Raw genomic sequence first — 6,000 nt, 5'->3', positions numbered from 1 at the left:
GCAGTTCCGCCGCGTCGCCACTCGCTACGAGAAGACCGCCCGCAACTACGCCGCCGTCGTCACGCTCGCCGCCATCGTCCTATGGCTCCGGTAACTGTCCACGCGACCTAGTCGCCTTCTTCCCAACTCTATTCCTTTTCACTCTTCGAGCCCCGGTGCCGTGATCGGTCGCGCCCGGCCTTTCGCGAGGAACCAAGCGAGGACTGGTCTTCGACGTCCCTTCGATGATGCTTCAGGGCTGAGAGCCGTCGGTGTCGGGTCGGCGATCGGTGCGGCGCAGCTTCACGATCGTCTCCCGCAGCCAGCGCTGGCTCGGCACGGCGTCGTTCGAGGCGTGCCAGATCATCGAGATCGAGACGTCCGGCAGGACGATCGGCGCCGGGCTCACGGTCAGGCCCATGCTCTCGGCGAAGAAGCGCGCGAGCCGGGAATGCATCGTGGCGATGACCGGGGCTTGGCGCACCACAAAGGGCATCACCGAGAACCGCGGTGAGGTCAGCGCGATGACGCGCTTGCGGCCGATCTTGGCCAGTGCGTCGTCCACGACGCCGTGGGCGCTCTCAACGAGGCTGGTCAGCAGGTGGGGCAGCCGCACGTAGTCGTCGAGCGAGATCGGCGCGCTCACCCCGACGAGCTCGGCGTTGAAGATGCAGAGGTAGTTCTCCTTGTTGAGGATGCGGCGCTTGTGGTGCGTCTGGCCCTGCTCGAACACACCGATGCCGAGATCGACCCGTCCGGTATCGAGGTCGTCGAGGATGCGGTGTCGATCGACCGTGTGCAGCAGAAGCTTCACTCCCGGCGCCACCGCCTGCAGGTGCGCGATCAGGGTCGGCATCAGCAGAACCTCTGTCGAGTCCGGGATGCCGAGGGTGAAGGTGAGGTCGGCGGTCGCCGGATCGAAGGCATCCGGCGGCGCCGTGATCGCCTGGATCTGCGCGAGCGCCGCCTGCACCGGTGCCATGAGTGCGAGCGCCCGCGGCGTCGGCCGCATGCCGTCGGGCGCCCGCGTGAGCAACTCATCCGAGAAGGCGGTGCGCAGCCGTCCCAGGGCATGACTCATCGCCGACTGGCTGATGCCGATGCGCCCGGCCGCGCGGGTCACGCTGCGTTCCGTCAGCAGCGCGTCGAGGGCGACGAGCAGGTTCAGGTCGAGACGAGCAAGATGCACGTGATCGATGCGCATTATGAAATCGATCCATTTGATTCATGGACTACAACCCAGCACATACAGTCTCACGAAGCGACGGGGAGCCCGCCGCCGTAAAACGAGGCTGATGACGATGTCCAAGACTGTTCTTTCGCTCACCGCCGCCGCGCTGGCCTTCACCGCGCTCGCGACGGCCTCCGCCCGCGCCGAGGAGACCGGCACGGCCCACAACGTCAAGACTGTCGGCGCGCTGACCCTGCAGACCCAGGGCCTTGCGACCAGCGATCTCTCCGTCCACCGCCAGGGCGGCTTCGCCGTTCCCGGCTCGGTCCAGTGGATCGCGACCCCCGCCGATCAGATGAGGACCCGGCAGGCCGCCTTCTGAGCCGGCCTCGTGAGACACACCGACGTACCGCATGACCCTCCGGCGCCGCACGGCGCCGGAGGCATTTTTTGACGAGCACCGATCCTACGGGCACTGCCCGCATCCGGTCCGCCGATCACAGCGTCGCGTCCGCGGGCTTGAACCGGGCGAAGCGCAGGGCCAGCATCGGCAGCACGGCAAGGTTGAGTACCGTCGAGGTGGCGAGGCCGCCGAGGATGACGAGGGCCATCGGCCCCTCGATCTCGCGGCCGGGCTCGCCCGCACCGAGCGCCAGCGGCAGGAGGCCGAGACCGGTGACGAGCGATGTCATCAGGATCGGCACCAGCCGGTCGGCCGCTCCCTCGATCGCGGCCGCCTCGTTCCAGGGGCGCCCTTCCAGCAGCACCATGTGCTCGTAATGCGCGATCATCATGATGGTGTTGCGCAGCGAGATGCCGAACAGCGTCACGAAGCCGACGATCGAGCCCAGCGAGATCACCGCGCCGCTGAGCGCCACCGCCAGCACGCCGCCGACGAAGGCGAAGGGCAGGTTGACAAGAACGAGGGCGAGGTTGGTCAGCGAGCCCGTGACGACGAGGAGCAGCAGCACGATCCCGAGACCGGCCAGCCCCGCGTAGAGGGCGAGTTCGCGCCGCGCCTTCGCCTGCGTCTCGGCCGCGCCGCCGAAGCCGATATCGACGCCCGAGGGCTGTGCCACCTCACGAGCGATCTTGCGCTTGGCGGCCTCTGTGAAGGAGGCGACGTCGCGTCCCTCCACATTCGCGGTCACCACGCGCACCCGCTGCGCGCCGATATGGCCGACGGCGTAGCGGCCGGCGGTCTCGTAGATGTCCGCCACCTGTGCCAACCGGATGTAGCTGCCGCTCGGCGTGCGGAGAGGCAGGTTGCCGAGCGTCGTCAGCCGCGTGCGCGCGGCCGGTTCGAGCACGACGACGACGTTGAACACGGCGTTGCCCTCGTAGGCCTGGCCGACGATATCGCCTTGATAGGCGGTGCGCACGATCTCCAGCACCTCGATCGCGTCGAGGCCCCAGTGGCGCAGATCGGTTGGGCGCAGGCTCACATTGACCTGCGGCAGGCCCGGCGGCGACTTGAGCTGGACGTCGGCCGCGCCGCGCACCTCGGCGAGTTCGCGCGCGACATCGCGGGCGGTGGCCTCGATCCGGTCGAGATTCGAGCCGGTGACGCTGATTACGACCGGCGCGGTGAAGCCCGAGACGACCTCCTCGATGCGCTCGGTCAGGAAGGTCTTGAGTGAGAAGCTCGCGCCGGGGGTCGCTGCCATCAGTGCGCGAATGCCGGCCTCCGCCCGTTCCTGCGCCTCGCCGCCGAGGCCGGGCTCGAGATCGATATGGATCTCGCTGTCATGCGTGCCGCCGAGATCGTAGCCGGCCTCGGCGCGCCCGACCTGCTGGGCCACCGCGCGCACGCCGGGCACCGCTTTGAGCCCTGCCGCGAGGCGCTCGCCGAGCCGGAGCGTCTCCTGCAGCGAGGTGCCGGGGGCCGAGGCCATGTGCAGGATGAGGTGCCCTTCCTTGAGGTCGGGCAGGAACACGCCGCCGAAGAACGGAACCGGCAGGGCCGCCGCCAGCGTCAGGGCGAGGCTGCCGGCCATGACCAGGCGCGGGTGACGGTTGAGCCAGGCGAGCCCGCGGACGTAGCGGCTCCGCACCCAGCGGCTCACCGGCGGCTCGCGGGCGGGGAGGTCGGTGCGCCCGGCGAGCAGCAGCCGGGCCAGGGCGGGCGTCACCGTCAGCGCCACGGCGAGTGAAGTCAGCACGGCGAGGATGTAGGCCAGCGCCAGGGGCGCGAACAGACGGCCGGGCACGCCGGTCAGCGCCAGCACCGGCAGGAAGACGAGCAGCACCGCGACGGTGGCATAGGCGACCGAGACGCGCACCTCCAGGATCGCGTCGAGCACCACCCGCGCGCCGGATGCGGGCACGGCGGCGCGACGGTTCTCGCGCAGGCGGCGCATCACGTTCTCGACGCCGATCACCGCATCGTCCACCACCTCGCCGATGGCGATGGCGAGCCCGCCGAGCGTCATGGTGTTGAGGCTCTGCCCGAAGGCGCCGAGGGTCAGCACCGCGCCGATCAGCGAGAGCGGGATCGCGGTGGCGCTGATCAGCGCCGTGCGCCAGTCGGCGAGGAAGACGAACAGCACCACGACGACGAGGATTCCGCCGAGCGCGAGCGCCTGGACCACGTTGTTCGTGGCCTGCGTCACGAAGTTCGCCGGGCGGAACAGGTCGGTGCGTAAGGAGATGCCGTCGCGCTCCAGGCCGGGGCGCATCTCGGCCAGCGCCGCCTCGACGCCGGCCGTCACATCGAGGGTGTTGGCGCCGTACTGCGCGCCGACCATCAGCAGCACGCCGGGTTTCCCGTCGACCAGGGCCGCGCTGATCGCCGGCTCCGGCCCGGCCACGACGTCGGCGACATCGCCGAGCACCACGCTCGCCCCGCCCTCGTTGATGAGCACGGTGCGCGCCACCGCCTCCGGGGTCAGCGACTGCCCCTCGGTCTGCAGGGTGATGCGCTGGTTGACCGTATCGACGAAGCCCGCCCCGCGCACGCCGGTCGCCTTGCGGCCGGCGGAGAGCACGTCGTTCAGGCCGATCCGGAAGCGCACCAGATCCTGCGGCCGGACCTGGATACGGATCGAGCGGAGGTCGCCGCCATAGACCAGCACCTCGCCGACGCCGGGGGCCGCGAGCAGGCGCAGGCGCAGGCGCCAATCGGCCACCGTGCGCAGGTCCATCAGCGACTGCGTCGAAGAGGTCAGGCCGATGAGGAGAACCGAACTCGTCGACGAGGTCAGCGCCGTCATGGTCGGGGGCAGCACGCCCTGCGGCAGCCGCGCCGTCACCGCGGCCAGACGCTCGTTCACGAGCTGGCGCGCGCGGTAGATGTCGCTGCCCGAGGCGAAGGTGGCGGTGATGACCGAGAGGCCCTGGATCGAGTTCGAGCGCATCGTCGCCAGCCCCGGCAGGCCGCTGATCGCGACCTCCAGCGCCTGCGTCACCAGCACCTCGACCTGTTCGGGGTTGAGGCCGGGCGCCTCGGTCTGCACCGTCACCGTGGGGGGCGCGAATTCCGGGAAGACGTCGTACTTGGCCGAACCGAGCGCCACGACGCCGTAGATGGCGAAGGCCAGGACCAGCGCCAGAACGATGCCGGGCCGGCGCACGGCGAAGGCGACCAGGGCAGATTGAAGGCCGGCCGGCGCCGGGGCCGGAGGCGGCGGCGCCTCGTCCCGCATCGGCCGGCGCGCGGGCGGATGGTCGAGCATGCTCAGTCGTCGTCCGCGTCGGAAGCCTGGATCTGCCCTCGCAGCTCCTCGGAGAGGACGGCCTGCGGCCCGGTCACCACGATCTCCGCCTCCGGCCCGAGATCGTCCACGACGTAGGCATCGGCCGAGATCGGCGCGTCGGGTTTCAGCGGATGACGGGCAAAGGCGTCGTCGCCGACGCTGCGGTAGATCCAGGCGCTGCCCTGCCAGTGCACCACCGCGCTCTCGGGCACGGCGATGCCGCTCGTCTCGCGCTCCGAGGTCAGGAAGGCCAGGGTGCTCATGCCCGGCAGAAGTCCGCTGTCGCCGGCCACGGTGTAGAAGTAGCTGACGCCCTGGATGCGCTGGTCGGTGCGGGTCGCGGGCGAGACATAACGCAGTGCCACGCGCGCGCTCTGCGGCGGCACTTCGGCATGGGCGATGGCCGGCGGCGCCTTCAGCGTCTCGCCCGGCGGGAGGGTCACCTGCACGAGGAAGTCGGCGCGCTCGATCAGCCGGGTAATGGCGGGCGAGCGCTCGATGATGGCGCGCCCGATCACCGTACCCCATTCCTGCTGCGCGGTGGCCGCCAGCGTCCGGACCTGCGATTGCGCCGCGGCGAGTGCCGCCTCGTCGGTGCGGAAGCTGCCCTCGGTGGTCTCGAGCTGGACCTTCGTCGCGTATTGTCCGAGATTGCGCGCCCGCGCATAGGCCGCCCGCGAGACCTCCGCCTTGGCCTCCGCGGTCTGCAATTGCGCCTTGGCGCTGGCATAGCTGTTAGTGAGTTCGGTGACGCGCGCGAGGTCGAGGACCGAGCCGAAGGCCTGCACCTCGATGCGGTGGACCATCCGCTTCTGCCGCGCCGTCTCGACACCGATCCGGTTCTGCTCCTCGTCGCTCAGCCGCACGACGGCGCGGCCGCCCTCGACCGCGACTCGCACCGGTGGCGTGTTCTGAGCCGGCGCGTGGAGTGCCGTGGCCGTCATTGCGCTGGACAGCCGATCACGCAGATCGGAAAAAACAGGGCCGGCGCTGACGCGCAGGCCGGATCCGGCTTCCGTCAGCACGAGCGCGCCGAGCGCACCCACGCCGAGCGCCAGCCCCACGGGCAGGACGACCCGCCGCATCACACCGTCTCCTCAGCCCTCGCGTTCTCCAGCGCGATTTGCCACTTTTGCCCGGTTTTGTTTGCGAGGT

4 protein-coding genes and 1 pseudogene are annotated in these 6,000 nt (G+C 70.2%); 2 read left to right on the top strand and 3 right to left on the bottom strand.

Annotated elements, in window-relative coordinates:
* A pseudogene (locus MFF24_RS09165) lies at positions 1-94 on the top strand (IS5/IS1182 family transposase); the annotation flags it as partial.
* 138 nt (positions 95-232) lie between these two features.
* On the opposite strand, the gene MFF24_RS09160 reads toward MFF24_RS09165, so the two are convergent.
* Entirely contained in the window at positions 233-1,183 is a 951-nt protein-coding gene (locus tag MFF24_RS09160) for a LysR family transcriptional regulator (RefSeq protein ID WP_238224100.1), read from the bottom strand.
* 97 nt (positions 1,184-1,280) lie between these two features.
* On the opposite strand from MFF24_RS09160, the gene MFF24_RS09155 reads away from it, so the two are divergent.
* A complete protein-coding gene (locus MFF24_RS09155; RefSeq protein ID WP_166060984.1) occupies positions 1,281-1,532 on the top strand; it encodes a hypothetical protein in 252 nt (83 codons plus the stop codon).
* Positions 1,533-1,647: 115 nt separating this feature from the next.
* On the opposite strand, the gene MFF24_RS09150 is transcribed toward MFF24_RS09155, so the two are convergent.
* Both MFF24_RS09150 and MFF24_RS09145 read right to left on the bottom strand, forming a co-directional pair.
* Positions 1,648-4,824 carry an efflux RND transporter permease subunit gene (locus MFF24_RS09150; protein ID WP_238224098.1) on the bottom strand — a complete coding sequence of 1,059 codons (3,177 nt, stop codon included), beginning with the start codon at positions 4,822-4,824 and terminating at the stop codon, positions 1,648-1,650.
* Positions 4,825-4,826: 2 nt separating this feature from the next.
* Entirely contained in the window at positions 4,827-5,930 is a 1,104-nt protein-coding gene (locus MFF24_RS09145; protein WP_238224096.1) for an efflux RND transporter periplasmic adaptor subunit, read from the bottom strand.
* Positions 5,931-6,000 lie beyond the last annotated feature (70 nt).

The sequence above is a fragment of the Methylorubrum aminovorans genome, from assembly GCF_022179725.1.
Classification (GTDB): Bacteria; Pseudomonadota; Alphaproteobacteria; order Rhizobiales; family Beijerinckiaceae; genus Methylobacterium; species Methylobacterium aminovorans.
The sequence above is the reverse complement of the archived record's forward strand: the minus strand, read 5'-3'. Positions and strand labels throughout refer to the sequence as shown.

Bases quoted from the DNA above. Each gene is read 5' to 3' on its own strand.
- MFF24_RS09160 (WP_238224100.1), bottom strand. From the start codon at position 1,183: ATGCGCATCGATCACGTGCATCTTGCTCGTCTCGACCTGAACCTGCTC.
- MFF24_RS09155 (WP_166060984.1), top strand. From the start codon at position 1,281: ATGTCCAAGACTGTTCTTTCGCTCACCGCCGCCGCGCTGGCCTTCACC.
- MFF24_RS09150 (WP_238224098.1), bottom strand. From the start codon at position 4,824: ATGCTCGACCATCCGCCCGCGCGCCGGCCGATGCGGGACGAGGCGCCG.
- MFF24_RS09145 (WP_238224096.1), bottom strand. From the start codon at position 5,930: ATGCGGCGGGTCGTCCTGCCCGTGGGGCTGGCGCTCGGCGTGGGTGCG.